This is a genomic window from Paenibacillus sp. NEAU-GSW1, assembly GCF_009737085.1.
Lineage (GTDB): Bacteria > Bacillota > Bacilli > Paenibacillales > Paenibacillaceae > Pristimantibacillus.
On sequence record NZ_WOVL01000006.1, the window covers coordinates 153,384 to 178,978 of the forward strand.

At 47.1% G+C, this 25,595-nt stretch carries 28 protein-coding genes and 1 pseudogene; 5 read left to right on the forward strand and 24 right to left on the reverse strand.

The genetic code is table 11. The features are described 5' to 3' along the window. Positions 1 to 33 precede the first annotated feature (33 nt). The 7 genes from GOM71_RS06125 to GOM71_RS06150 form a co-directional block, all read right to left on the reverse strand. The gene (locus GOM71_RS06125) at positions 34 to 684 is read right to left on the reverse strand and encodes a flagellar brake protein (RefSeq protein WP_367649484.1); all 651 of its coding nucleotides are present in this window, start codon (positions 682 to 684) and stop codon (positions 34 to 36) included. Between the two features lie 66 nt (positions 685 to 750). Further along, on the reverse strand, positions 751 to 2,106 hold the full coding sequence (gene ypeB, locus GOM71_RS06130; RefSeq protein ID WP_156278873.1) for a germination protein YpeB: 1,356 nt from the start codon (positions 2,104 to 2,106) through the stop codon (positions 751 to 753). A gap of 158 nt (positions 2,107 to 2,264) precedes the next feature. Next, a complete protein-coding gene (locus tag GOM71_RS23765; RefSeq protein WP_173275284.1) occupies positions 2,265 to 2,420 on the reverse strand; it encodes a hypothetical protein in 156 nt (51 codons plus the stop codon). A 51-nt stretch (positions 2,421 to 2,471) separates the two neighbouring features. Further along, on the reverse strand, positions 2,472 to 3,170 hold the full coding sequence (gene prsW / locus GOM71_RS06135) for a glutamic-type intramembrane protease PrsW (RefSeq protein ID WP_156278874.1): 699 nt from the start codon (positions 3,168 to 3,170) through the stop codon (positions 2,472 to 2,474). A gap of 70 nt (positions 3,171 to 3,240) precedes the next feature. Then, on the reverse strand, positions 3,241 to 4,491 hold the full coding sequence (locus GOM71_RS06140) for a Glu/Leu/Phe/Val family dehydrogenase (RefSeq protein ID WP_156278875.1): 1,251 nt from the start codon (positions 4,489 to 4,491) through the stop codon (positions 3,241 to 3,243). A 138-nt stretch (positions 4,492 to 4,629) separates the two neighbouring features. Beyond that, the gene (locus GOM71_RS06145; protein ID WP_156278876.1) at positions 4,630 to 5,244 is read right to left on the reverse strand and encodes a genetic competence negative regulator; all 615 of its coding nucleotides are present in this window, start codon (positions 5,242 to 5,244) and stop codon (positions 4,630 to 4,632) included. 278 nt (positions 5,245 to 5,522) lie between these two features. Further along, on the reverse strand, positions 5,523 to 5,858 hold the full coding sequence (locus GOM71_RS06150; RefSeq protein ID WP_156278877.1) for a hypothetical protein: 336 nt from the start codon (positions 5,856 to 5,858) through the stop codon (positions 5,523 to 5,525). A 157-nt stretch (positions 5,859 to 6,015) separates the two neighbouring features. Between GOM71_RS06150 and GOM71_RS06155 the strand changes: the two genes are divergently transcribed. Continuing rightward, a complete protein-coding gene (locus tag GOM71_RS06155; protein ID WP_156278878.1) occupies positions 6,016 to 6,903 on the forward strand; it encodes a polysaccharide deacetylase family protein in 888 nt (295 codons plus the stop codon). A 28-nt stretch (positions 6,904 to 6,931) separates the two neighbouring features. On the opposite strand, the gene GOM71_RS06160 is transcribed toward GOM71_RS06155, so the two are convergent. Next, the gene (locus tag GOM71_RS06160; protein ID WP_156278879.1) at positions 6,932 to 7,171 is read right to left on the reverse strand and encodes a hypothetical protein; all 240 of its coding nucleotides are present in this window, start codon (positions 7,169 to 7,171) and stop codon (positions 6,932 to 6,934) included. A gap of 2 nt (positions 7,172 to 7,173) precedes the next feature. Further along, positions 7,174 to 7,773, reverse strand: a complete 600-nt coding sequence (locus GOM71_RS06165) for a CPBP family intramembrane glutamic endopeptidase (RefSeq protein WP_156278880.1) — start codon at positions 7,771 to 7,773, stop codon at positions 7,174 to 7,176. A gap of 104 nt (positions 7,774 to 7,877) precedes the next feature. Here GOM71_RS06165 and GOM71_RS06170 point away from each other — a divergent pair, with 104 nt between their 5' ends. Beyond that, on the forward strand, positions 7,878 to 8,798 hold the full coding sequence (locus tag GOM71_RS06170; protein WP_156278881.1) for a hypothetical protein: 921 nt from the start codon (positions 7,878 to 7,880) through the stop codon (positions 8,796 to 8,798). On the opposite strand, the gene GOM71_RS06175 is transcribed toward GOM71_RS06170, so the two are convergent. Further along, positions 8,795 to 9,121 (reverse strand): rhodanese-like domain-containing protein, encoded by a 327-nt coding sequence (locus GOM71_RS06175; protein ID WP_156278882.1) that lies wholly within the window; start codon positions 9,119 to 9,121, stop codon positions 8,795 to 8,797. The genes GOM71_RS06170 and GOM71_RS06175 overlap by 4 nt on opposite strands. A gap of 436 nt (positions 9,122 to 9,557) precedes the next feature. Here GOM71_RS06175 and serA point away from each other — a divergent pair, with 436 nt between their 5' ends. Continuing rightward, positions 9,558 to 11,150, forward strand: a complete 1,593-nt coding sequence (gene serA / locus GOM71_RS06180; RefSeq protein WP_156278883.1) for a phosphoglycerate dehydrogenase — start codon at positions 9,558 to 9,560, stop codon at positions 11,148 to 11,150. A 192-nt stretch (positions 11,151 to 11,342) separates the two neighbouring features. Here serA and GOM71_RS06185 read toward each other — a convergent pair whose 3' ends face one another. The 11 genes from GOM71_RS06185 to GOM71_RS06235 all read right to left on the reverse strand — a co-directional run bounded on the left by GOM71_RS06185 (position 11,343) and on the right by GOM71_RS06235 (position 21,656). Further along, positions 11,343 to 12,806, reverse strand: a complete 1,464-nt coding sequence (locus GOM71_RS06185; protein ID WP_156278884.1) for a HAMP domain-containing sensor histidine kinase — start codon at positions 12,804 to 12,806, stop codon at positions 11,343 to 11,345. Then, complete coding sequence (locus tag GOM71_RS06190) at positions 12,806 to 13,516, reverse strand: response regulator transcription factor (protein ID WP_483311024.1); 711 nt, start codon at positions 13,514 to 13,516, stop codon at positions 12,806 to 12,808. The genes GOM71_RS06185 and GOM71_RS06190 overlap by 1 nt, the downstream gene beginning before the upstream one ends. A 33-nt stretch (positions 13,517 to 13,549) precedes the next feature. After that, a complete protein-coding gene (gene ccsA / locus GOM71_RS06195; RefSeq protein ID WP_367649485.1) occupies positions 13,550 to 14,809 on the reverse strand; it encodes a cytochrome c biogenesis protein CcsA in 1,260 nt (419 codons plus the stop codon). After that, positions 14,806 to 16,473: a cytochrome c biogenesis protein ResB gene (resB, locus tag GOM71_RS06200; protein ID WP_367649486.1), complete on the reverse strand. Its 1,668-nt coding sequence runs from the start codon at positions 16,471 to 16,473 to the stop codon at positions 14,806 to 14,808. The genes ccsA and resB overlap by 4 nt, the downstream gene beginning before the upstream one ends. A gap of 96 nt (positions 16,474 to 16,569) precedes the next feature. After that, positions 16,570 to 17,106 carry a thiol-disulfide oxidoreductase ResA gene (gene resA, locus GOM71_RS06205; RefSeq protein WP_156278885.1) on the reverse strand — a complete coding sequence of 179 codons (537 nt, stop codon included), beginning with the start codon at positions 17,104 to 17,106 and terminating at the stop codon, positions 16,570 to 16,572. 89 nt (positions 17,107 to 17,195) lie between these two features. After that, positions 17,196 to 17,948, reverse strand: a complete 753-nt coding sequence (locus GOM71_RS06210) for a pseudouridine synthase (RefSeq protein ID WP_156278971.1) — start codon at positions 17,946 to 17,948, stop codon at positions 17,196 to 17,198. A 54-nt stretch (positions 17,949 to 18,002) separates the two neighbouring features. Further along, complete coding sequence (locus GOM71_RS06215) at positions 18,003 to 18,515, reverse strand: spore maturation protein (protein WP_156278973.1); 513 nt, start codon at positions 18,513 to 18,515, stop codon at positions 18,003 to 18,005. 13 nt (positions 18,516 to 18,528) lie between these two features. Continuing rightward, entirely contained in the window at positions 18,529 to 19,212 is a 684-nt protein-coding gene (locus tag GOM71_RS06220) for a nucleoside recognition domain-containing protein (protein WP_253944724.1), read from the reverse strand. 19 nt (positions 19,213 to 19,231) lie between these two features. Beyond that, positions 19,232 to 20,413: a D-alanyl-D-alanine carboxypeptidase family protein gene (locus GOM71_RS06225; protein ID WP_156278886.1), complete on the reverse strand. Its 1,182-nt coding sequence runs from the start codon at positions 20,411 to 20,413 to the stop codon at positions 19,232 to 19,234. A 137-nt stretch (positions 20,414 to 20,550) separates the two neighbouring features. Next, positions 20,551 to 21,000, reverse strand: a complete 450-nt coding sequence (gene ytfJ / locus GOM71_RS06230) for a GerW family sporulation protein (RefSeq protein ID WP_156278887.1) — start codon at positions 20,998 to 21,000, stop codon at positions 20,551 to 20,553. Between the two features lie 335 nt (positions 21,001 to 21,335). Then, positions 21,336 to 21,656, reverse strand: coding sequence for a hypothetical protein (locus GOM71_RS06235; protein ID WP_156278888.1), 321 nt, complete (start codon positions 21,654 to 21,656; stop codon positions 21,336 to 21,338). Between the two features lie 125 nt (positions 21,657 to 21,781). Here GOM71_RS06235 and GOM71_RS06240 point away from each other — a divergent pair, with 125 nt between their 5' ends. Beyond that, positions 21,782 to 22,012 (forward strand): helix-turn-helix domain-containing protein, encoded by a 231-nt coding sequence (locus GOM71_RS06240; RefSeq protein WP_156278889.1) that lies wholly within the window; start codon positions 21,782 to 21,784, stop codon positions 22,010 to 22,012. 119 nt (positions 22,013 to 22,131) lie between these two features. Next, entirely contained in the window at positions 22,132 to 22,380 is a 249-nt protein-coding gene (locus GOM71_RS06245) for a hypothetical protein (RefSeq protein WP_156278890.1), read from the forward strand. A gap of 71 nt (positions 22,381 to 22,451) precedes the next feature. Here GOM71_RS06245 and GOM71_RS06250 read toward each other — a convergent pair whose 3' ends face one another. From GOM71_RS06250 to GOM71_RS06260, 3 genes and pseudogenes are all read right to left on the reverse strand, one after another. Beyond that, positions 22,452 to 23,879 (reverse strand): type I restriction enzyme HsdR N-terminal domain-containing protein, encoded by a 1,428-nt coding sequence (locus GOM71_RS06250; RefSeq protein ID WP_156278891.1) that lies wholly within the window; start codon positions 23,877 to 23,879, stop codon positions 22,452 to 22,454. Between the two features lie 220 nt (positions 23,880 to 24,099). After that, a pseudogene (locus GOM71_RS06255) lies at positions 24,100 to 24,216 on the reverse strand (sporulation protein YtfJ); the annotation flags it as partial. Between the two features lie 377 nt (positions 24,217 to 24,593). After that, on the reverse strand, positions 24,594 to 25,283 hold the full coding sequence (locus GOM71_RS06260) for a DUF2953 domain-containing protein (protein ID WP_156278892.1): 690 nt from the start codon (positions 25,281 to 25,283) through the stop codon (positions 24,594 to 24,596). Positions 25,284 to 25,595: the final 312 nt, after the last annotated feature.

Sequence of the window (25,595 nt, forward strand, 5' to 3'; positions counted from 1 at the left end):
GATAGGATGTCTATGTACATGTCCGATTATTCATTACCGATTGCGTATATCAAGCTGTCTCTCAAAGCAGTAACGAATAATTTTTTGGCGTTCGCCGTCGGAAATGCTAGCGAACTTAATCATCACTTGCTTGCGGCCGGTTGGGAGATCGACGACGCGGACAATTTCCCCTTTGAAGGACGCATGCTCAAGCGAGCCGTTCTTATACGGGACAAGCATCCAGCAATCGAGTACCATTTCAGGGCGCACTGGCCATTTGCCGTCGCATATGAACGAAATGCCTCCGCCGCCTACATCGTCAGTGAGCGTAACAAAGCGTATGTGAGCACCGCCGTTGACCGCGATTTCCAATTCAGCCGAAACGCGCAAGAAATGCCGGCGCTGCACTTTCGTGATCCGCTCCGGATCCGGCTTGCGAATTTTGATTAGCCGGATCGTATCGTCTCTAAAGCCAATTACGTGCGAATCAAAATAGTTTTTAATGCCGTCCTCGGTAATAAAGTGGGCCGACAGCTCGTCCCCCAGGAACAATCTTTTCATTCGGCCGGTATCACCGCTAATTGGAGTCTCGATCAGCAGCCCGTCTTCCAGCTCGTCAGCAATGCGAGCTTTGTATTCGACTGAAGCTTCACTTTGATCCGTAGAAGCAATTTCGAAAAATAACATTTGATTAATTCTAGGCAACAAATGGCTCCCCTCCCATATTGGTGTCATTATAACACACTCGAATTAAAGGGAGCCATATCGTAATTAGTCGTTTGTTGCCGAACGATCAAGCTGTGTCATCTCTTCAATCGATTCCTCGACGCCGCTTTCGGCGTTGATGTAAATCCGGTAAATGCTGCCGTTTATTTTTCCTGTAAATTCATAGCAAAGCACTTCTTCTCCAAGGTCGCTCATAATAATCGCTTTTTGCTCCCTGGACACTTTCAGCTCCGGATTCAGCGCTTTCCGAGCTTCAGCGATTGTCAGCTTAGCTGCCGGAATGTTCCGTTTATGATGCTCGTACACATAATCGTTCGCTTGCAGGCCTACCGCTTCGCCATTGTCCAAAGCGATTTTAACAGTCAGCTTTTCCGGATAAATAAGAACGCCGTTTTGGTCTGCGACATAAGTGAACGTTCCTGCATTGTTGAAAACGTCATAGCTTATCGCTTGCATAGATTTGAATCCGTGATCATTCAAAAATTTGTCAGCAGCTTTACGGGCTTGCTCCGTATCCAGCTGTTTTTCGCCCACATCTCGCGGATCCATGAACCAAATAAGCTGTCCGCCCTTTTTCGTATAGTCCATTTGCAGCTTTTTGCCCGATTTCGGCTCAGTCACAGTCGCGCTGAAAGAAGCGTATTCCGTTCCTTTGCCGTTTTCGACGACTTTAATTTCTCCAACATCTTTGCCGACAAAATCGGCGACATGTTTTTTGATGTCTTCAGCAGTTACCAGCTTGCCGCCAAGCATGTTGATCGTCCGTTTCTGATACATGCTGGATACGGATGGCCCCCAATTGATTTCCGGATACTCGCTCACTTTTTTGTCTACGGTCTTAAAGCCGTCGATAATCGTGTTGTCGTTGTTTTGCTTCTCTGATGCGAGCGCGATTTCAACGTCCATCCAGCGAAGATTCGAGCCAAGCACTTTGTCCTGCACGGCGAGCAGATCCTTCGATATTTCCTCGGACTTCGCATAAAGCGTTTTGAGCGTATTAAATTCATCTTTCGACAGCGGCTGCTTGGTCAAATCTCGCACCGAAGTCTTGTAAGCAAAATTGGCTATGCGGGACAAAAAGTCTTCCGCCTCGTTGAACGGCAGCAATGTAAGCGGCAGTTGATTGATTTCATTTTGCGCCTCGCTCGTCAGCCGCCATACGTTAACAAGCCCCTTCCGATGATAGCTTTGCGACGTGGAATTGACCGCGAGCGTGTTGCCCAGTTGCTGATGAAGCTGTTCGACATGGAAAGCGAGATCATGAAAAGCGCGCTGGTATTGGTTCTCGGCTTTGAGCAGTATCGAGTTTTTCTCCTGATGCTCTTGATAGCCCCAATAGGCGGCTCCGATCAACAGAAGGGTTGCGATGGGGAAAAGCACTGCGCTGAGTCTCTTATACATAACAAAAAGCTCCTTTCTTGTGCAAACCTGTCGTTAGTTTGGTTTCCACAAGGGAGCTTTATTCATGACATATGGAGTTTGCGCATGACATCAGGAGTTTGCGCCGAGCGGAAACTCACTCCTCTTCAAACTCACACCTTTTCAAACTCACTCTAAAACTATAATCCATGCTCTTCAATATCTAGGTCGTGGCTATTGTTGCAAATGCATTGCTTAAAGCCGGTATCGATCGACCCCTTCTCGCGCTTCCCGCGCAGCACGAACTTCTCGCCGCAAATGTTGCAGCGAATTGTCACTTTAACCCTCGCTTCCATTGCTGCCCCCCTCAAGATCAACTTTTCTAGGAGACAGTATAGACGGATTCGCTATAATTTAACCTCTTCTTCACGGGCAAGAAAGCGAAACGGCGATCTGGCGTTGGCGCTTTGCATTTTGCGAAGCCCCCAAGTCCATAAAGCGATCATGAACGGCACGATAAAATACATCCAGTGTTGCTGCTGCGTTAGCATAATCCAGTCATACACGCCATGCAGCGCGAACGGCAGCGCCAGTGATACGGACAAAAACCAATTGCGGCTGCGCTTGCTGATCGCAAATTTCGCTTTCCCCATATAGTAGCCCATCATAATGCCGAACAGCGCGTGCCCGGAAACAGGCAGAAGCGCCCGCATCAGCAGCGTTCCGAACGTTGCCGGCGAGAAAACGGCGTACATGACATTCTCCAGCGTCGCAAAGCCGAGCGAGATGGACGCCGCATAAACGATGCCGTCATAAGGCTCGTCGAATTCGGTGTGGTTGTAAATAATATGATACAACACGAACCACTTGACCAATTCCTCAGCACCGGCGGATTGAGCAAAAGCGAACACAAAAGGATTATCTCCCCACCAAAGCTGAAGCCCGCGTTGCAAGACGACGATCGGGACTACAATCAGCATCCCTAGAAAAAACATCCGCACGACCATATGGATCGGTTCCGAATCGTAACGGTCCTTCAAGTATAAATAAGCGAGCAGCGAAACGCCTGGCGCTACCGCTGCGGTCAACACGGAAAATAACAGCATTTCGTCGTTCACCTCCAAACGGGACGAGAGCTCGCTGAAGGTCGATACGCCCCTTCTTCCGGCAAGCCGCCTAAACCCAGCCGCGGTAACGAACCGCTTCTGCCATTTTGCGGACTCCTGTCATATAAGCGGCAAGCCGCATATCGACATTTCTCGTCTTATGAATATCATACACTTGCTCAAAGCCGCGAATCATCATAACCTTGAGCTTCTTGTCGACCTCTTCTTCATCCCAATAGTAGCCTTGATTGTTCTGCACCCATTCGAAGTAAGAAACGATTACGCCGCCGGCGCTGGCCAGCACGTCAGGCACAAGCAAAATTCCGCGCTGGGTCAAAATTTGCGTCGCCTCGATCGTCGTCGGACCGTTCGCCGCTTCAACGACGATTTGCGCGCGAATATTAGGCGCATTCGTTTCGGTAATTTGATTCTCGATCGCTGCCGGTACGAGAACATCGCATTCCAGCTCCAGCAGCTGCTCGTTCGTTATCGTCTGCGGGAATAAATTCGTAACATTGCCAAACGAATCTCTCCGGTCCAGAAGATAAGGAATATCCAAACCTTCTTCATTATACAACGCGCCGTTCACATCCGATATACCTATTACGCGAGCGCCGGCCTCATGCATGAATTTGGCAAGGTAACTGCCTGCGTTGCCGAAGCCTTGAATAACGATTTTTGCGCCCAACATGTCGATAGACCGAAGCTTAAGCGCCTCTTCAATCATAATGACAACGCCTCTAGCCGTCGCTGTTTCCCGCCCCTTGGAACCGCCAAGCACGAGCGGCTTTCCGGTAATAAAACCGGGGGAGTCAAATTCCCGGATGCGGCTGTATTCATCCATCATCCAAGCCATAATTTGAGAGTTGGTCATTACATCGGGCGCCGGAATATCTTTCGTCGGGCCGACGATTTGGCTGACCGCCCGCACATAGCCGCGGCTCAAGCGTTCCAGCTCGCCAAAGGACATTTGACGCGGATCGCATATAACGCCGCCCTTGCCTCCGCCGTAAGGCAAATCGGCGATGCCGCATTTTAAGCTCATCCATATGGACAGCGCCTTTACTTCAAGTTCGCTGACGCCGGGATGAAAACGGACGCCCCCTTTTGTCGGACCTACAGCGTCATTATGCTGGGAACGATACCCTGTAAACACCTTCGTCGACCCGTCGTCCATCCGAACAGGAATGCGTACCGTTAATACGCGCATCGGTTCTTTCAACAGCTCAATCATCGAATCCTGATGTCCAAGCTTGCGCAAAGCGAGTTCAATTACAATTTGCGTAGATTTCAATATATCATGCGAATTTATGTCTGCCATGCAGCAATTCACCGCCTTTGTTTACTTGTAATATGAACGTCAAGCGCAAACCGTATTCCGTATATTTGTTTAGGCGCATGCAAGAAGAGCACCCGCAGACTTGGATGGCCGCCCGCCGATGCTCTTCCTAACGCGTTCTCAATTATAGAAATGAGTGCAAACTTCCAGCACGGCTCCGGACGGCATAATGACTTTGCCGTACTCCTCGAGCATGGCGTAAGTAACAGACGTCGCTTCTCCGTATTCAGCCAGCAATGCAATAACGGCATTGTGGCGGGATGAATCGATTAGTGCCGGTTCAAGCGCCAATATCCATTTCCCATTGTACGAATACAGCCGCCCATCTTCCGTAAGCTCGGCAGCGCGCAGTTGCTTGCAAACGCTAATGACATCTTCAAAATCGCGAAACGAATACATCACGATGTCGCTTTGCTCCATCGTTACTTCCATTTCGTATATCTCTTCTTCCGAATCTTCATCGTCGGTTGCCCGTTCGTCGGATCCGCCGTTCATTTTGCCGCGGGTAACGATTACAACCATTCCTTGGGCCGGGAGGGCAAAAACTTCGACCGCTAACGGGCCGCTGGCATCGAATCCAAGTTCACTATATGCTTGGTCCATCATTTCACTGAAAAGCTCGTGTACCTTTGGAATTTCGCGCCACATATCGTCCTTCTGGATCCCTCTCTCCAGCAGGTCGTCGAACGTCAGGAAAATCCGTATCTTGTCCTGACTAAGCCGCTCGATTTTCATGACAGGATCCTCCTCTGCAGCATCTGTTGTAACAGCGTATGAAATTATTATGAAGATGTGATCAAAATGATCAAATCGTACTATGTAATTAATTTTATCATGTATGATCGCGGAATGCACCTAAAAATGGCTGAGCTCCGTTTTATATCCTAAGATCCACGGCGGCTTGCTCCGCGAATAAAAGAAGAATCGTTTGAACATTGCAGCCAGCAGCTCTGTTCAAGCGATTCTTCTTGTCGTTCCGGGCCCGAGCGGCCAAACCGCCGCTTTGTCCATTATCAATGCGTTTGGTTCGATTGGGATGACGATTCCGCCATAATTTGATCCGCTTGCGCCTTCAGTTTTGGGTCGCTGTTTACGAGCGCTTCAATCTGTGCCCAGCTTCCTTCTGATTTTGCGGCGGTACCGTCTGTACGCTTTGGGGCGGACGATACCGCCTGCGCCTTCCAATTCGCTGAATTTGTCATCATCGATACGGTTTTCCGGCCAACCATGGAGCATGCGCTCGCCAGCGCTGCAGACGCCCATGCAGCCGTTCCCGGCCGTTTACGAGCAACATATACCGCAGCAGCCATCCCGAGCACGCTGCCGAACAAAAATCCGCCAAGCTTCATAGGGCATAACCTCCTGTAAATGTTGTTTCAACCATTAGGTTGGCTTGCACAATGAATCGCCATCCTGCTAAAAAAAAGGAAACTTGATTAGCGGCGGCGAATTCCGAATATGCTACAATTAAATGCACAACTTGAGCTGCAGCGGAGGGATTACAAGATGAACTTAAAACAAAAGCGCAGAAGGCAAGCTTCTCTGCTCGGCGCAGCGGCTGTCATTGCCGCCACAGCTTTGCTTGCGGGATGCGGCGGCGCCGCGCAAACGAACAGCAAAGACAAAGGGTCAGATCAGCCGTCGTCGGCTGCTGAAAGCCCGGCACCGTCGCCGACTGAACAGGCGAAACCGGCTTCTCCATCGCCGACTGCCGCCCCGGAAGCTTCGGCATCTACGGCGCCGGCAATATCCGAACCGGCCAAACCGCTTTACAAAATGAGCAGCGTCTATCGCTTCTCACCAATCGAGGAAGGCACAGAGAAAAAAGTCGTTTTACTTACGTTCGACGACGGACCGAAAGACGAAGCCGTGCTGACATCCATGCTTGACACGCTTGATAAGCATAAAGCGAAGGCGATCTTTTTCGTTAACGGCTATCGCGTAAAGCAAAATCCGGAGCTTCTAAAACTTATTCACGAGCGAGGGCAAACCATAGGCAATCATTCGTGGGATCATATCGATTTGAAGAAGGAAAATGAAGAAAAAATCGAACAGCAAATCGGGGACGTTCAAAAGGACGTTGAGGCTATTGTCGGCGAACCGCCGCGGTTTTTCCGTCCGCCATACGGCTCAGGCGGCGACAAAGTGAAGGAAATAGCAAAAAACCACGGCCTGTTGTTCATGACGTGGTCGAACGGTTCGCTTGATTGGGAACAAAAATCACCTGGGAAGCCTGATGAAGTCATTGCAAATGTACTTGATCAGCTTCATCCCGGCGCCAATATTTTAATGCACGAATTGGGATGGACAGCGGAAGCGCTTGACGGCCTGCTTACGAAACTGGAAGAAAAAGGATACGGATTTATTGATCCTTCTACTATCGAATTGCCGTAATCGACCAAGCTGTCAAAGCGCAATATATCTATCCGTAATTCCCGTACTTGAAGCCGTACCAGAACAGTCCGGCAACGAGCACCACAAATAAAATAAAAAGAACGTTATAATACCATTTTGTTACCTTCTGAGCATTCGAAGGAAATTTCTTTCTTCTGGGCGGCAGCTGCGCCTCGGCATTCGAAGCGTTATCGATGCCAGGCGGGGATGCCGCCTGCTCATGCTGTCGCCTTCTTCTCGACTCTCCGAATTTCTGCACCCGGCTCATACTTAATGCTCCTGCTCCTTCCTGAAACGAATCATTAATCCCATAATAAAATCGACCAAGAAATGCGCGATAATAGGCGCCCAAAGCGTATCCGTCTGTTGATAAATCCAGCCTAACCCATAGCTGATCGAAAAAACAAGTGCCGTTGGTATCCAATGTCTTAAATAACGAACATGAATGGTCGCGAAAACGATACTTGTCCAGTAAGGACCAATAGCATGCTGCACCGCACCTCGGAACAACAACTCTTCGCAAACGGCCACAACAAGAGATAGTACGGCAATATGCCAAACCGGTCTCGTTTTAAAAATACGGTCATTTACGCCTCCGTCGTCCGCCGCCTCCTCCGGTACCCATCGCGAAATTAGCAAATCAATTGCAATAACGGCGGCCGCTAACCCGACTCCCCAATAGACATAATCCAACGTTTTAGGAAAATGGAATAAATGAATTATGTTCTGACGCTGAAATAATACCCATATCAAACCGATAATAAAAGTAAGGCCTTGCGTCATGTAAAGGTTGATCAGCAGCATGCGATCGTCAAGTTCGCCAACCTGCACTCTGCGCACTTTAATTTTTCGGATGTCGAATTTTTTCATATTTTCCCGCCATTCTAGAAGGTTCATATTTTCTTTTACGATCATTTCACCTATACTGGGAGAACACAAACCACATCCATATATTACATAGAAGGAGATTTGTGATGGAGAAACGATTAACTCGCACCGCCATGTTTTTTAGTGTAGGCTTTGTATTTATGGTTGCCTGTGCAGCAGCCGCCTTTTTCTTCGGTTTAAAGCTGGGAACCGAGAAAGCCGAAGCAGCTTATGAAAAGGAACAACTGGAAAGCGAAGCGGCTCAAGTCTCGACGCCCTACCAGCAGCAAGACTTGGTATCATTCTATCATACCGTATTTTTACCTTACCGAGAATTTCAATCCGAATGGCAAAAAGCGATAAATAAGCTTGCGCAAGGGCAACAATCCGAAGCGGTGTCCATGTTGGATGGACTTAGCGATCTAGCGAGCCGCAAACGGAATGACGCCGCTTCATTCGATATGCAAAAGTCGCCTTTGCTTGGACAAGCTCAAGCAAACATCATTAACAGCTTGAAGCAATTTGAGAAAGCATCCGACAAAGCGGTGTCATTGTCAAAGAGCGCTGAAGGACAACAGCTCATTGCCGCAATCGGCAAAGAAGAATCCTATAAGTCTGCCGTATCCAACGCGCTTGCCGCTCAGCAATCATATTATGCGGCAATGATGAAATGGGGCGCTTCCGTCGATCCTGAAATTCCGAGCGACTATACATCGACAAGCATTATGGAAATTTCCCAATGGAAGGCTCTCCCGTTAATCGTTAAAAATAAGCTGATGGCTGACCAACTGAACAAACGGAAGCAGCTAATGTCGTTTTATCCGCAAGATTTAACGAGCCGCGTGGACGAGTTCATCAAGAACGGCCAGCAGTCGTCAATGAAGGTTCGTTCCGTTTCGGCAATTGTTGATTTGCTTATTAATACGAAGGCCGTTCGCTACGGCGATTTTATTGAGAACAAAGCGGCTTTGTACGATAATGAAATGCTTCCGCAACTGCCGTTCTATTATCAGGAAATTGTGAATTAATCATATTGAAACCCTTGCAGCAAGGCTATGGCAGCCATTCCTCCTTCGACATTGAAGAGGTTGCCGTAGCCTTGTTCTTGTAAATAGCGGCATACAGCTAAGCTGCGGACGCCATGCGCGCATACGATATAAATCGGTTTATCATCCTCGAGCTCGCCCAGACGATGCGGGATCGTGTTCATTGGAATAAGGCGAGTAGCTTCTATGTGATAATAGTCCCATTCCTGCGGCTCGCGAACATCAATAATTTGCTCGGGTAAAAAATGGGCTTCGTTCATCCGCTCGAGCAATTGTTCAGCACTAATACTTCGTATTTGATTCATGATGGCAACTCCCTATACTCGCAATATTTCTAGGTATAATGGTTGAATCATAACGAAAATTTCACAATTGAGCAAGTTTGGTCATTGCAATTGATCACCTGATTGCTATAAAATAGAAAAGGTCGTCCAGTATGAATTTAGTCGAAATTTGACGGTTCGTTCCGACTCACAATGTCCGGCTCTTGCCTCGCGGTACAGAGACGGTGTTTTTTTTCCACATCGGAAAATGGAAATGCATTAAAGCGTTAAAGTGAAAACATCAACCGATCGGCGACAAAGGAAACCGAAGCCCGATAACGCGATAGCTTGCGTTGGGATGAAGGTTTACTTATTCGCCTTTCAATATTAAAGAAAAAGAATTTGCACCGCCAGACGTTTTACGGATGTATTCGATGCCGTTTACCGTTTGGCAATACGTTTAGGAGGAAATCTGCACATGTTTAAAGTTCTAGTATCCGACCCGATCAGCGATCTGGGCATTCAAAAACTGGTCGACGCGGAAGATGTCATTGTCGACAAAAACCCTGGTCTTAGCGAAGACGAGCTTGTTGCCATCATCGGCGACTATGACGCTCTTCTCGTTCGCAGCCAAACACGCGTTACGCCGCGCATCATGGAAGCCGGCAAAAAACTGAAGGTTGTCGGCCGCGCAGGCGTTGGCGTTGACAATATTGACCTTCAAGCGGCGACGCAGCAAGGCATTATCGTTATCAATGCGCCAGACGGCAACACAATTACAACTTGCGAGCATACTTTTGCGATGATCATGGCTGTTGCTCGTCACATTCCGCAAGCCTATTTGAAAACGGTCACCGGCGTATGGGACCGCAAATCGTTCCTGGGCGTTGAACTGCGCACGAAAGTACTCGGCGTACTCGGCATGGGCCGAATCGGCAGTGAAGTAGCGAAACGCGCGAAAGCATTCGGTATGGAAATTATGGGTTATGACCCGTTCATGACGGAAGAGCGCGCAGAGAAGCTTGGCATTAAGCTGGCAAGCGTTGACGAAATCGTCCGCAATGCTGACTTCATGACGGTGCATACGCCGATGACTCCTGAAACTCGCCATATGATCGGTAAAAAGCAATTCGAAGTGATGAAGCCTGGCATGCGCATCGTGAACTGCGCACGCGGCGGTATTATCGACGAGATCGCTCTCGTTGACGCTATCGACAAAGGCATCGTTGCCGGCGCCGCATTCGACGTATTCGAAGTTGAGCCGCCAGCAGCTGATCATCCTTTCCTAAAGAACCCTAAAATTATCGTAACGCCTCACCTTGGCGCATCGACAGTAGAAGCACAAGAAAACGTTGCGATCGACGTTTCCGAGCAAGTGCTACACATCCTGCGTGACGAGCCGTTCAGCAACGCGGTTAACATGCCTCCTATCCCTGCGAACCTGGCAAGCAAATTGCAGCCATACTACACGCTGGGCGAGAAGCTCGGTAACTTCATCGCGCAAATTACGGAAGGCGCCGTTCAAGAAATTACAGTCGGCTACTCCGGCGAACTGGCTGAGGTTGACACTCAACCGCTCACTCGTTACATCGTCAAAGGCGTGCTGTCGCATCATTTGGGCGCTGAGAACGTAAACGTGGTTAACTCGATGCATCTTGCCAAAGAGCGCGATGTGAACGTTGTAGTTAACAAATCGCATGCGGCAAAAGATTTTACGAACCTTGTGTCCGTATCGCTGCGCACGAAGAAAGAAGAGCGTTCCGTTGCTGGTACGCTGCTCACTGGTTACGGCCCGCGCGTAGTCCAAATTGACAAGTTCCCAGTCGATGTTACGCCTGAAGGCAACTTGATTCTGATCTCGCACAACGACAAACCAGGCATCATCGGCCGCGTCGGCACGCTGCTTGGCAGCAATGACGTCAACATCGCTACGATGCAGGTTGGACGCCAGCTTGTAGGCGGATCGGCAATCATGGTGCTGACAGTTGATAAAGGCGCTGACAAAGCGATTCTGGAGCAACTGACTGAACTGGCAGACCTCAACTCCGCGAAAGAAATAACGCTTAACTAATAGATGTGAAAAAAGGTAAAGCAGCTTGGGCTGCTTTACCTTTTTTGTTCACTATTTATCTCTTCCCTTACCTATTTAGGCAGTCCCTTCTATCAACGCTGTTCCTTCGCGCACAGCGCCATTGTTCCACGTACAACAAGATTATTACCGTTCATTCAACAAAAAGAGCGTTCCTCTCAGGGAACGCTCTCATTACGAATGCCTCGTTTCGACAGGAAGCAACAGCGTGAACGTTGTGCCTTTGCCCAGAACGCTGTCTACTTCAATTCTGCCATGATGCTGGGTAACGATATTTTTTACAATTGCCAGCCCTAAGCCAGTCCCACCGGATGCGCCGCGCTTACGCGCTTTGTCCGCCTTATAAAATCGCTCAAATATATAGGGGACATCTTCACTCGGAATGCCCTGCCCTTCATCCTTCACTTTGAGCAGCACATATCCGCGTCCGTTCACATCGGCGAGCTCGCCTGATATCGATATGTTTTTACCAGATGGCGTATGCCGAAGCGCATTGTCGAGTAGATTGGTCATTACCTGTTCGATACGGTCCTCGTCGGCTCCCATTACCGTCAACGGCTCTTCCGGCAATGTCGCGTAGAGCGATACCTCGCGTTCCTTTGCATAGACTTGGAATTTGCGGTGTACACGCTTGACAAGCTGTCTTAAATCAACCTGCTGAAGATTTAACTCGACATGCCCTGCTTCCATCCTCGCCATATCTAGAAAATCGTTGACCAGCCTGCCCATACGCAACGATTCGTCGTAAATGACCTGAACGAGCTCCTTCCGCTCTTCCGGCGAGGCAACGATATCGTCCAGCAACGCTTCGCTATAGCCTTGAAGCATTGACAGCGGCGTACGAATCTCGTGCGATACGTTTGCGACGAAATCGCGCCGCAGCTTCTCCAGCTTATGCTCCTCAGTTACATTACGGATAACGGCAACCGCCCCGCGGCTAATGCCCTCCGTAATAAGAGGCGCCATTGCAACCGACCATACGCTGTTATGCACTTGAACTCTTTCGGTGAAGTCTCTTCCTTCCGTCAACACCGTCTGGAACGTGTCGCGCAAAGGCCCCGGTACGCTCGAGTACGGCGAACCTTCCGCCAAGTCATGCCAATCCTGCTCAAAATCGTTCCAGCGTGTCAGCAATATTTGGCCGGGAGGATTCGTCAAAATCACTTTTCCTTCTGCGTCAAACGTTATGACAGCGTCTCCCATGCTTCGAAGGATGCTGGACAGATGCTCTTTCTCATGACTTAAATCATGAATCAGTTTATCGAGCTGTCCGGTCATATGATTGAACGTATTCGCCAGTTGGCCGATCTCATCACTTGATACGATGTTAACTTGCGTCTTGTAATCGCCCTGCGAGATTGAATCGGCCGCCTTCTTCAGCTGCAAGAGCGGCTGCTGAATTTTGGATGAGAGAAAAAAAGCGAAAAACGTAGACATCAGAAAGCCGATGACGGCTACAACGATAAAGACAAGCTTAATTTTTTGCTGGTTATCGGCGAAGGCGAAATCGATATATTGCAGCAAGAACACGCCTAGGATAAGCAGAACGATCGCGACGAGCACAATAATCGTCAGCCAAAGCTTGCCTACAACGCTATGAAGCAAGTTGCCGATCCAGCTGTTCCGGAAAAATTTCATTACTTCGGAACCTCTAGCTTGTAGCCGACGCCCCATACCGTCGTAATCATCGACGCCGCATCGGCCGAAACCTTGTTCAGTTTCTCGCGAAGTCGTTTCACATGCGTATCGACCGTCCGCAAGTCGCCGAAAAACTCATAGTTCCATACATCTTTAAGGAGCTCCTCGCGGGAAAATACTTTGTCCGGCGAAACAGCCAAGTAGTGCAGCAACTCGTATTCCTTAGGCGTCAGACTCACTTCTTGCCCGCCTGCAGTAACCCGGTGAGCGTCATGCTCGATTACAAGATGCGGGAATACGATGTTATTGCTGGAGTTGCTTTCTTTCGTCAGGAACGCGGTCGCGGATGACCGCCGCAAAATCGCTTTGACACGGTAAATGACTTCGCGCGGACTAAACGGCTTGACGACATAATCGTCTGCTCCCACTTCAAAGCCTTGCACGCGGTTCATTTCCTCGCCTTTTGCCGTCAGCATAATGACCGGCGTTGCTTTCACTTGGCGAAGCCTTGAGCACACTTCAACGCCGTCAATGCCCGGCAGCATGACATCGAGCAAAATAAGCGCGTAATCAGATGCGGTTGCAAGACGAAGCGCTGTTTCTCCATCCTCCGCTTCGTCGATCGCATACCCTTCTTTCTCCAGGTACATTTTCAAAAGCCGGCGAATCCGTTCCTCATCATCGACAACTAAAATACGGCTGGCCATCATGCTGGACCGCTCCCTTCTATAGTTAAGAATTATTTATACGCCTGCATAGGAATGCAACCCAGCGATTATCAGGTTAACCCCTACTAGAGTGAACAGAATAACTACAAAGCCGATTACCGCTAGCCAAGAGGAACGCGTTCCCTGCCAGCCGCGCGACAATCTGAAATGCAAGTATGCGCTATAGTATAGCCAAGAAATAAGCGCCCAAACTTCTTTTGGATCCCAACCCCAGAATCTGCCCCACGCCTTTTCCGCCCAAATCATGGCGAAGATCAGAGCGCCAAGCGTAAAGATCGGGAAGCCGATCGCGATGGAACGATAGCTGATTTCATCCAAATCTTCCGGATCGATGCCGTCCATCAAAGGATGGATAACAGCGCCTAGACGTTTGCGGAGCAAGAGGCGAAGCAAGCCATAGATGATCGAGCCTGCAATAATTGACCAAATAACCGTGTTCAGCTTGCGGCCGGCGTTAACGCCGTTCATCCAAGACGGAGCTTCAAACAGCGGTTTATCCATTCCGAGGAATGTGTCCATCGATTCTGTTTGGCTGTTGTAAGGCTTAAAGATTGGCGGCAGCGTATATTCGACTGCTTCCTGTGTCGTTGCCTCGGTACCTTTGCTGTCGATAACCGATTTTTCTTGTATAAAGTTAGCTTCGTAGCCCATGCCTCGGAAGGCGAATACAGCTACAACAAAGCCGATAACAATAATGAGTGTATAGAGAGAAAACTCCACCCAAAATTGCGACCGTTTCGCTTCTTTCGACGTTTGCTTGAAATCGACGACACGGAGCAAGTACATGAGGCCGGCCGCGAAGCCTACTGCGAAGAATGCTTCGCCAAGAGCGGCGGTCGTAACGTGCACTTTCAGCCAAATCGAGTCAAGAGCCGGAATAAGCGGCTGCACCTCTTGCGGGAAAACGGCCGCATAGGCAACTACGATAACGGTAAGCGGCAATGCAAACATGCCTAGAAGCGGCTTTTTGTAAATCGCGTAAACAATCGTAAAAGCAATCATTATGGCCATGCCAAGAAAAGTAATAAATTCGTACATATTGCTTGTCGGAATTTGGCCGCTTCCGATCCAACGGGTGAAGAAGAACGTCAAATGGCCAAGCAGGCCAAGCGTTGAAGTAACGAAAGCGACACGTCCCCACTTCTTCTCATGCGCTTCCGGATCGCGGTTGCTCCATTTTTTCCCTGCAATCGCGATTACGTAGAACAGAAATGCAAAACAATACAAGAAGAAAGCAACGATAAATGAATCGCTGCTGAAATCAACTAAACTCACGCGTTATTCCCTCCGTTATCAAGCGACTTTGGATCTATCGAAATGCCTTGGCTGCGAAGCGCCGCTGCAACATCCGCACGCATTCCGTACCAGTTTTTGTTCGTATGCGCGCCGAGAGACAGCTTGCCGTCGTCAATGCGAAGCCAAATACGCCGATGCTGCCAATACGAGCCCATAAGCAGGCCAATCATCGAAATGGCTGCGCCTACCCATACATAAGGCAGCGCTTTGTCGATGCGAACGTTCAAATACGTTGAAGCTTCGGCGAAATGGACGTTTTCCATGCCGTCCACCTTAATCTCAAACTTATCGGCAATTGCCGCGTTCAGCGTATCCTGCCCGAATTTCTCCTTATCTTTCTGCATCGGGAAATACATATAAGGCTGTCCTTTTTCCGGCAGTCCCGGTCCCGTAATCAGAAAGACGAATGCAGGCGCGTTCGGCTCTCGTCCAAGCGTCACAGGCTCTCCACTGTCGTTAACCGAAAATTCCATGTAATTGGCTACCAGCTTCAGATGATACGGCCCTAAGTCATAATCGAGAGCCGGATCCTTCATCGGCAATTCGAAAGGCCCGTAGGCCTCGCCGGTTTGCTTATCGATCAGCATCGGATTAACGCTTTTCAGCTTCGGAGTCACATCGTAATCGAACTGATACAGCTTCAATCCGTCGTATTGCAGCGGACTGTTCACCTTGATGTCATGCTTGTACACCTCGGTCAGCACAGGCGTTTCGTTCAACCCGTCGCCGCATTCGGCGGAACATTTGTACAATACCGCTTTCGTTTCATACAGCTTGGCCCGAGCCTTGCCCTGCAGCTTCTCGGGAAGCTCTTCATCCGTATAGTAGGTAACCGTAAACTTCTCGTTTTTCACAAAGTAATTGGTCCCGTCAATATGAACGGTATCCCCGTCCGGGATCGTAACGTAGCTGTCCATTTGCCAGCCTGGAATGCCTCGGGCCAATATGGCGAGCAAAAATACGATGAGACCGATATGATTGATATACGGTCCCCATCTGCTAAACCGGTTTTTCTCGGCAAGCAGCGCCGTTCCGTCTGAATGAATCCGGTATCGCTTCTTTTGAAGCTGTGCGCCTATTTGCTCGACCCATTGCTCGGCCGGAACGTCGATTTGAGCCTCATAGACTGTTTTCTGCCGCAAAATAAACCGCAAATGCTTCCGCACTTGCTGCTTGCTTAGCGCACGATAAAGCGGAAGCACGCGATCCAAGCTGCAAATCACGAGCGAAGTGCCAATCATGACGAGCAGCATAATAAACCACCAGGATTCAAACGTATGGGACAGTCCGAGCAAATAATAAATATGGCCCAGCGTTCCGTATTCTTCCTTGTAATACGTATCAGGCTCGAAATTGTTCAGAAAAGAGCTTTCCTGCGGATAGATCGTACCTAGCGACGCTGCAATCAGCGTCAGTAAAATTAAATAAACTGCAATTTTGACAGAAGAGAAAAAATTCCAAATCCGGTCGATCGGATTCGGATTGCTCTTCTGCGAACGGCGGGCGACGCCGTCATATCGCATCTCAAGCGGAGTTTCCTCCGCGGCATCCTCAATGAGCGGTTTACCGCAGCTTTCGCATAATACAGTGCCGACTGCATTCTGATGCCCGCATTCACATTTCGTGTTATGTAACGATAACACTGTTGAAACCTCCTAGAACTGATCCGATGCATGGGTTTTTCCAAGATGTATGATCCATAGCTGCAATAACGCAAGCTGCCGCAATCATTCATGCAGCTAGCTTGTATGTTCCAGCAGTTTCGCAATCCGTTCGTCAATATCCGCCTCGGTCATGCCCCCGACTTTAATTTCCATAATTTTGCCGTCAGGCTTCACGAAAAAGGTAGTCGGATACGATCTAAGCCCGTATTTGCGTTCCGTTTTCCTATCTACATCTCTTAGAATAGGGTAATTGAGATCGAAGTTGCGAACGAAATTGTTCACCGTCAAATTGTCCTCACTTAAATTGATCGCCAAAATTTCGAGTCCTTCGTCTTGCCATTTCGCAAATTGCCGCTCAAATTCCGGCATTTCTTTCACGCATGGCGGACAAAAAGTGCCCCAGAAATTAATGACAACCGCTTTACCCTTATAATCCGACAATTGATGCGTATTCCCATCAAGATCGGCAAGAGTAAAATCAGGCACAGTTCCGCCTACTTTCGGGATGCCGTCGTTGTCGGCTGCAAACAACGCCGTGCCGATCGCATAACCGCCAATAATCAGAACAGCGAGCAATATAACGATTTGTACGGGTTTCCGGTACTTGCCCATCGTTGTCGTTTCACCTGCATTTCATGCTTTGTCAGCTTTGTATAACTTCATTATAACGAAAATCGGGCGGCAATTGCCGTTGCCGCCGTTTACTTTTTATGAACTTTATGTGTCTTGAGCGCCTTGAGAGCCATTTCCTTCAGCTCTTTAACCTCGACCGGCGTCAGATGGCGAAATTGTCCGCGTGCAAGCGTCTGCAGTCCAAGCTCGCCGAATTTAACACGGCGCAGCCGGATAACGGGATGCTTGATTGCCTCAAACATACGGCGTACTTGGCGGTTGCGTCCTTCATGAATCGTAATCCGAATGGTCGACTGATTTTTCTCCGTATCGACATCCTGGTATTCCAACTCTGCCGGTGCCGTCATACCGTCCTCGAGCATAATGCCTTTTTTCAGCTGTTCGAGCAGCGAGCCGTGCGGTACGCCTTCTACAGTGGCATAATACATTTTGGGCACATGGTGTCTCGGATGGGTCAGCAAGTTGGCGAATTCACCGTCATTCGTCAGCAACAATAGACCTTCCGTATCGTAGTCAAGCCGGCCGACCGGATAGACCCGCTCCTTAATTCCAGGCAAAAAATCAGCCACCACTTTGCGCCCTTGCGGATCTTTCGCGCTAGTGATGACGCCTTTAGGTTTATTGAGCATGACATAAATCTTTTTCTCGCTGCGAATCGGCTTGCCGTTCACCGTAATGACATCGGCTGCCGGGTCCGCTTTGACGCCAAGCGTTGTCACTTTCTCGCCGTTCACTTCAACTTGGCCCGCCAAAATCATTTCTTCGCATTTGCGCCGGGAAGCGATGCCCGCTTGCGCTAATATTTTCTGTAAACGTTCCAATGCTTTCACCTCAACCTCCATCATAACGATATGGGAGGCAAAGCACAAGCTTGATTAGCCAAATATGTACAAGCAGATCATGATCGCTGCAATAAATCCGACAAAATCGGAAAAAAGCCCGACTTTTAGCGCATAGCCGGATTTTCGGATGCCGATGGCGCCGAAGTATACGGTCAATACATAAAGCGTCGTATCCGTGCTTCCTTGAATCGTCGACGCGATGCGTCCGATCATTGAATCCGGTCCGTAAGTTTGAATTAAATCAGCGGTAAATGCGAGCGAACCGGCGCCCGTAAGCGGACGCAAGATGCCTAGAGGCAGCACTTCGCTTGGCACGCCCAGCCAATCGAACAACGGCCTTACGAAGCCGAGCAGCATGTCCATTGCGCCGGAAGCGCGGAACATGCTGATAGCGACCATCATGCCCACCAAATGCGGAATAATGCCGATGGCCGTTCCAAAACCGTCTTTGGCTCCTTCAACGAACGTCTCATATACGGGTACTTTGCGAAAAGCGGCATATAAAGGAATGAAAACAATAATTGCAGGAATAAGCCAAGCGGACATGCGCGTAAATAGATCAAGCAACGGTGCCACCTCCCGTCGGCGGCGCCTCAAGGTTAGCTTTTCGTTCACTCCTCGAGCCATTGCCATTGGAGTGTCCCCCGGTAATGGAAGGCGGTGACTTGGCTTCGCGGCTTCGATACCATCGGTCGGCGATGATCGCTGCGCCTGTTGCAACAAAAGTAGCGGCAAGCGTCGTCCCGACAATTTCCGTCGGATTGGCTGAGCCGTAATTCATTCGTATTGCAATCAACGTTGTCGGAACCAAAGTGATGCTGGACGTATTGAGCGCAAGCAATGTGCACATCGCAGGCGTTGCCTTTTCCGGATTCGGATTTAGCTTTTGCAGCTCCTGCATGGCCTTTATGCCCATCGGCGTAGCTGCATTGCCTAGACCAAACAGGTTGGCGCTTAAATTGCTCATGATGTATCCAAGAGCGGGATGATTTTTCGGAACGTCCGGAAAAAGAAGACGAACGACAGGGCTGAGCAGCTTAGCCAGCTTTTTCAACAGCCCTGCGTCGTCGGCAATTCTCATCATGCCAAGCCAAAACACCATAATGCTAATAAGCCCGAAGCTGACCGTCACGCCAGACTTCGCCCCCTCGAATGCCGCTTGCGTCACAGCGTCAATGCGGCCGTTCGCTGCCGCGGCAATAATGCTGATAACGATAAAAAACAACCAGATCCAGTTAACCATCTCCAGCCGCCTCCCCCGATTAGCCGAATAATGCGTTTAAGACAGAATGCAAATTGTAGAAGAAAGAATTTTTACCCGAGCTTTCACTCTGCGCCTTCTTATAGTCAGCAAGCGCCGATTTGGACAGCGGCTGTTTTTCCGGAAGCTTAAGCCGATTGCTGCCCGTTTCGTAAATCGGGATCGATGCTACTTTTTGCTCGTTCAAATACCATTCCAATGCGCCTCGTTCCCCTAATGCAAAGCGCGTCGTTTCATTGTTTTCCACAACCAGTCTCGATTGCAGCGTTTCATCTGTAGCGAGCGGATACTTGAACGTCTGTCCAACCTGATACGGATAGCCCGCAATCTCCTGGCCTTTGCTCGCAATTTCCATCAGCGGATAATGGTTAAAGCCCCAATCCAGCATATTTCGATGATCGGCCCAATCGTCGCTGTCATTAATCGTTACCGCCGCCAATTGTTGTCCGTTTCGCGTCGCGGAGCTTACAAGGCATCGAAGAGCCAGCTTCGTATAGCCTGTTTTGACGCCATCGGCTCCCTCGTACATAGACAGCATTTTGTTTTTGTTTTTCCAAGAATACTGCCACTTGTCATGTGGATTTGGCGCATTTTTCACTTTCGTGCTCACAATCTCGGCAAATACCGGATTTTTAAGCGCATAAGCGGTCAGTTTGGCCAAATCGTTTGCGGAAGAGTAATGTCCGTCCTCATCAAGCCCGTGCGGATTTTTAAATTGGCTGTTTTTAAGCCCGATCATTTCTGCTTTCTCGTTCATTAACAGAACAAAGCCTTCCTCCGATCCCCCGACATGTTCGGCAATGGCCGTTGCCGCATCGTTGCCCGAGCGAAGCATAAGCCCGTACAACATATTTAAAAGCGTCATTTCTTCGCCCAGCTCCAAATAAATGGACGAGCCTTCCCTGTGCGCCGCCCTTTTGCTCGTTTTGACGACATCGGACAATGTGCCATGCTCAATTGCAACAATTGCCGTCATAATTTTCGTCAAGCTGGCAATGCGCATTCTTGTGTCTCCGTCCTCGCTGTAAAGCAGCCTTCCAGAGGTAACATCTATAAGAGCAGACGCCTTCGCATTCGTATGAAGCGGCTTCGGGTCGGCCATTGCCGTTTGCTGCAAGCTTGTCCCGGCAAATATAACAATGAACGGCAATACCAGCAGCCGGTATAGCCTTGTTCGCAACATGAACTGCAGCTCCTTTCGTTGATTGGCTCTCTTTTGTTGAATCTACTTCTACAGCATATGCATTTCGATGGCAAAACAGACATTGTCAATCTGTTGGAAATGAAAAACTGCCCTTGCGGGCAGTCAGTCCCTCATTATTAGATAAGGGTATCGCTTCCATCCGATATATAATCATGGGAGCTGGAAGGAGATTTGATCATCGATTGAACTTTATCAAACACTTGCGGTGCAGAATCGATAATACGTTCCAGCAAGTGAGTCTGATTGTCAAGCGGTACCACTTTCACGCCGTGTGTGCCAACGACGAGAAAAGCGATTGGCGTAATCGATACGCCGCCGCCGCTGCCGCCGCCAAATGGAAGCGAAACCGAGGAATGGTGAGCATCTGATGACGATGAACTGTCTGAGCCGTCCATTCGAATATCGCTGCCGCCTGCAACAAAACCGAATCCGACTTTGGAAATCGGCATAATAATGCTGCCGTCCGGCGTTTGGACCGGATCCCCAACTATGGTATTCACGTCCACCATCTCTTTGATGTTCTCCATTGCGGTTTGCATTAAACCCTGGATTGGGTGTTCAGCCATTGTTTTTCCTCCTCAGTTCGATATAGATAAGGACTTACCTATGCTTGTTGTATTGTGCGCACTTTGAGGCAGGAGTATGTATTGACTATCGTATCTTTTTCGCATTCACCGCCATTTGTTAAAATTGTATTATTTATGCTGGTTCGTTTACAAACTACACACGGTATGATTTCCGTTGAGTTATGATAACGACTTCTAATACCTTTGTTGTAACATCAACCATCTTCCTGAAGCGGGTGGGGAATACAATTATTGTCGACTATAATATCTGCTATGAAAGCTATAGACCTTCTCCCTATGGACTTCTGTTCCACATAACCATCTTTTCCATCCCCTCAAATTGTCAGGGCGATAACATTCCAACCATGTTCCATACTGCATTTCCTTATACCTGTTTGTCGTTCGGTATCTAATAAATATGTGTCACCCTTTGCCATATAAATCACAAATTGATTTCCTACTTCATCCGATAATTCTTTCGCTTTAGTGCGTTTATTAATTTTCATTTGCATGACATGAAGAATAAAATTTCTTGCGGCATCTGGTGTAGGACTTCCTTCAATAATTAATTGCCCTCCATCGGAACCCTTTAGAATGGTGATGTCTTTTTCAGGATCATAACTCACCAACGTGAACTTTACTTGTTCCGAATTCATCATTCATCCCCCCGAATACTATTGTCTACATAATGATAGCATTTTTCGGTTATCTGTGTAGACTATAGTCCGTGGATGGGGAGACGAAATATCATCAGTATTGGTCAAAAAGGGAGCGATTTCTTTTGACCATAGAAACTGCATTTGGTGAACTCCTCAAAGAACTAAGAACTGGCAATAATCTAACGCAAGAAGAGCTTGCATTTCGAGCTGAACTTGATCGAACATATATTTCAATGTTGGAACGTGGGAAAAGACAACCAACTCTTAGCACTATCTTCGCATTGTCACTTCCACTCGATATTTCGCCAAGTCGCTTAGTGAAACTTTTAGAAGATAGATTAAACTCAAAATGATTTATTGTTAATTCAAACCAATGGCTGTATAATCATAGTGCGACTATAGTCTACAGAATTATGTCGTAATAATTTTAATATCTACAACATCTAGGTAAAGACACCTTAGGGGGAATCACATGATTTACGTAATAGCCATAGTTGTTTTTTTTATTGTAGGAATTATTACAATGAGTTCCTCCATGTTTGGATTCATACTTGTTTTTGGAGGTCTTGCACTTTCTGTTTACATTGGAATTAAATCAGATGTATCCTCAGAAACAGCCGAATCATACGCACCTATAGTGGTAGGAGCAATAATTGGATTCATATTTGGAATGTTATCAAGAATAATGGATAAGTTAGAAAACGCTAAGGAGCGGAGGTAACCTCACGCTCCTTTTTTCAAGGGAACTAATTTCCATGGTCTTAGCACCCGCTTATCGAGCTCTTTTGCAAATTAGACACCTGTCCCCAAAATTTTTTCAAATGGATGACTTGATAAAAACTCTTCATTGGAATTATTAACTTTTATGCGAATATCGTCTTGGGAAATGAGTTTTGATATACCTATTAAATCCATCCCAGTGAGAAAGCTTATTTTTTCTATAGACATTCCATTTTCAAACAATATTTTTATCAAGTTCATTCTAACGAACTGCGGTGATAAGTCTCTCCAATCCTCATTAATTTTCATAAATCTATTGAATACGTCATTGATTGCACTCTCCGTAATTGGGTTATACTTTTTTCTGTAATAAGTATAGAATAAATGTTGCCCTTTTATATTTTTCGATTTATTTTCTTTCTCCAAAAGAATTAATTGCTTCCTCAATAGTTCAGGAATAGGAATACGTCTATGCTCAACAAAAATGTTTTGTCTCTTCTCGTCAAACATTCCCCACTCTAACTTCCGTAACAACGAACGCTCTAACCCCATGTAAATGCAAAAGAGGAAAATTACTGTGTCACGTAATGGAGTTTCGCCACTTTGTAGAAAGGTAATCGCATACTTAATATTCTCAGCACTAAAAATTCCAGTATTTCTTTGGACAGCTTCCGTATTCAAAGTTTTTACCATTTTCGCACGTTCTTCAATGAATAAATGTGAACGAATCTTATTATTTGCCTTCAGTTCGTTCAACATTGATCTTATGTGAGAATACTTATTATTAAACGTATCCTGCGATTTTATTTTTTTGTTTAAATTGTTCTTATTTTTCTGATCAGTTCTTAAATAATCTTCAAAATCATCAACTCTAATTTCATCAAGAGGACGATATCTTTTTTCTTTCATGCCATAAAACATAAAAAAGTTCACGAGCGTACTTTTATAAACACTCCAACTAGGATTGTTATTCCCAGGATATTTGAGAGCTTTAAACTGGGCTATATCTCTAAAATAATTCGTAATTCCCTTATCGAACAAGAATTCTTTAGAAATGAACTTTAAATATCCAACATCCTTATTTGAGAACAAGTTGATATTGAATACCACTTTATTTACTACTGTATGTTCATTATTAGGATGAGAGGTAATGTTATGATTAATAAGCAACAATTCTTTTCCGTTACACAATATTCCCCACTCAATACCTCTCTTATATAGATATGAGATGATTTGATCGATATGTTTCGGAAGTAACTTTTGATCTCCACGTTTTGTCTCGACATATAGTATTTGATTCTTTTCAGCAATACTTATCGAGAAATCCACACGTTGCCTTTCAAATACAGGTGGTTCGAAATCAAAATCAAAGATACTATATCCGAGATTTTTAAATAGCTCTACTATAAGCTTGTTTTTAACATTCTCTTCTTTTAGATCATCGAGCTTTTGAAAATCCTTTCGGTACTGCACTATATCGAGTTTGCTTTCCCAATCCAATTAATTCAACCAACCTCTCTAAATTAATTTAATACCATCATACAACACAAACATTATGATAATCAACAATTTTAATTTAGATGGTACAACTGAATGAAAATATATTTTTACAGTGTTTTTTAGACTGGATAAAATAAAAAGATGGTGTCCACATAAGAGACTCCATCTGTTTGATTCATATTGGGTTTAGCACCGCTTAGTTGGTGGTGGGTAGCTTACGAACTACACACCCGTCCGGCGTTTGTACAGGATCGCCGACGATCGTGTTGACGTCGACCATTTCTTTAATATTTTCCATTGCGGTTTGCATTAGACCTTGAATCGGATGGTCTGCCATACATATTCCTCCTCTGTGCGATATAAATAAGGACTTGCCTACGCTTTCTGTATTGTGCGCACCGTACAAAGGAAGTATGTATGACATCAAGCACCGTATTTAAATTTCTATTGAGCATCAAATCTTCGGAGCTTGAACGCGGAAAATGTCAGCTATTTTTAACTGCACTCTTTTCATTAGCTTGTACACTACTATTAATAATCAAAATGGTGGAAGAGAAAGTTTAGTTAAGCTGATAGGACGTAGTTTACAGCTGCAGAATTGCTTGCGTTTAAGTGACTATATGGTATAGCGGAAAAAACTTCCGTTATTTTGCTCTATATCACAAAATGAGCAATAATAACGGAAGTAAGTTCCGTCACCCCATGCCATGCCGCTTAAGCTTTCGACAGCATATTTTGCCACGCTTTTACTCCGCCGTTTGCTTTTTTAGCTCGCCTGAGCAAATGAAAGCCTGCGACCAGTATGTGGCCGAGCCTTATTTTTGCTGTGCACGACCATTCTGTCGTAAAGGACGGCTTCTGATAGTCAGGCTGCACTTGGATATGAGGCTCTGTTTTCAGCTGCAATATTTGTGACATCACGCCAAGCAACGTCGTTTTGGCCGACCACACTAAGCCGGTTGCCATTGCAGTCCACATTGCGTCGCCTGTGCCGACTGCCGTTGACCAATTCCATTCCCGCAATTGCACCTTGCCTAGCGTTTGTTTTAGCCAGCTTGGTAAATGCTGTGTTAAATGAACGATTTGTTTCACAGTGTCGATCGTCTTTGTCACTCGCTCCCAACCGATCTCGTCATTATTATTGCTCTTGCTGCTGAATCCGGCGCCCGCTCCCGTCATTTCCTCTTTCATTCGCAGCATTCTGCCATAAAACTTAACGGTCGGGATATGGACCTGATAGCTGACTAAGCCAAAAAGCGCTTTAAGATCGAGCTCGATATCATCATCTTTGCCCTTCTTGCGTATATGCGCATGGATGACGACCGGCGATGCGAGTACGATTACAACACAAAGGAAAAGTACTGCGGCTGCAACCGCAATCCATCCGTATGTATAGCCACTCAATGCAGAAATCCTCCTTATGGTATTGTTGTATTTGGTTCGTTTGCTTGTGAAGGTTAGATTCCCGACCCGAAAGAAGCCAGTTCGCTAAATAACGAAGTCAATTTCGCTATTTTCACATAAAGCTAACGAGTTCATAATCGCAGCGAATCAAATTTCGTTAAAAGAGAACGCCGATTCTCCAATAGCGAAATATGATTCGTTAATCCCCATGTTCAAGCCTTTTGATAGCCTAAACGGCCTTCTTAGCGAAGATTGATTCGTTATTTAACGAAACAGCTTCGCAAACACAAGGATATAAAATCGATCCGCCAC